This window comes from Sutterella sp. KLE1602 (assembly GCF_001578585.1).
In the GTDB taxonomy this organism is placed as follows: Bacteria; Pseudomonadota; Gammaproteobacteria; order Burkholderiales; family Burkholderiaceae_F; genus Sutterella; species Sutterella wadsworthensis_A.
The window spans coordinates 90,840-91,175 of record NZ_KQ968525.1; the positions used below are offsets into that span (position 1 = coordinate 90,840).

The following is a 336-nucleotide window of genomic DNA, read 5'->3' on the forward strand; positions in this document are numbered from 1 at the left end:
TCGTGATCGGTGCGGGCGGTGCGGGCTTCTCCGCCGCCATCACCGCCAGGAATGCCGGCGCCAATGTCGTCCTTCTTGAAAAGATGCCCGCCGTCGGCGGCAACTCGCTCATCTCGGGCGCTGAAATGAATGTCGCCAAGAACTGGGTCCAGCCCAAGCTCGGCATCAACGACGACTCTCCCGAACTGCATGCCCAGGACACGTTCAAGGGCGGCGACGGCAAGGGCGACATGAAGGTTATCAACGTCATGACGCACGAAGCGCTTGACGCTGCCAAGTGGTGCCGCGACTACCTCGGCGTGCGCTTCGAGGACGACAACCTCTTCTTCTTCGGCG

Annotated in this window: 1 protein-coding gene; it reads left to right on the forward strand. The window is 62.5% G+C overall.

The features are described 5' to 3' along the window. A partial coding sequence (locus HMPREF3036_RS12570; RefSeq protein WP_156469743.1) for an FAD-binding protein occupies positions 1–336 on the forward strand: 336 nt, incomplete at both ends.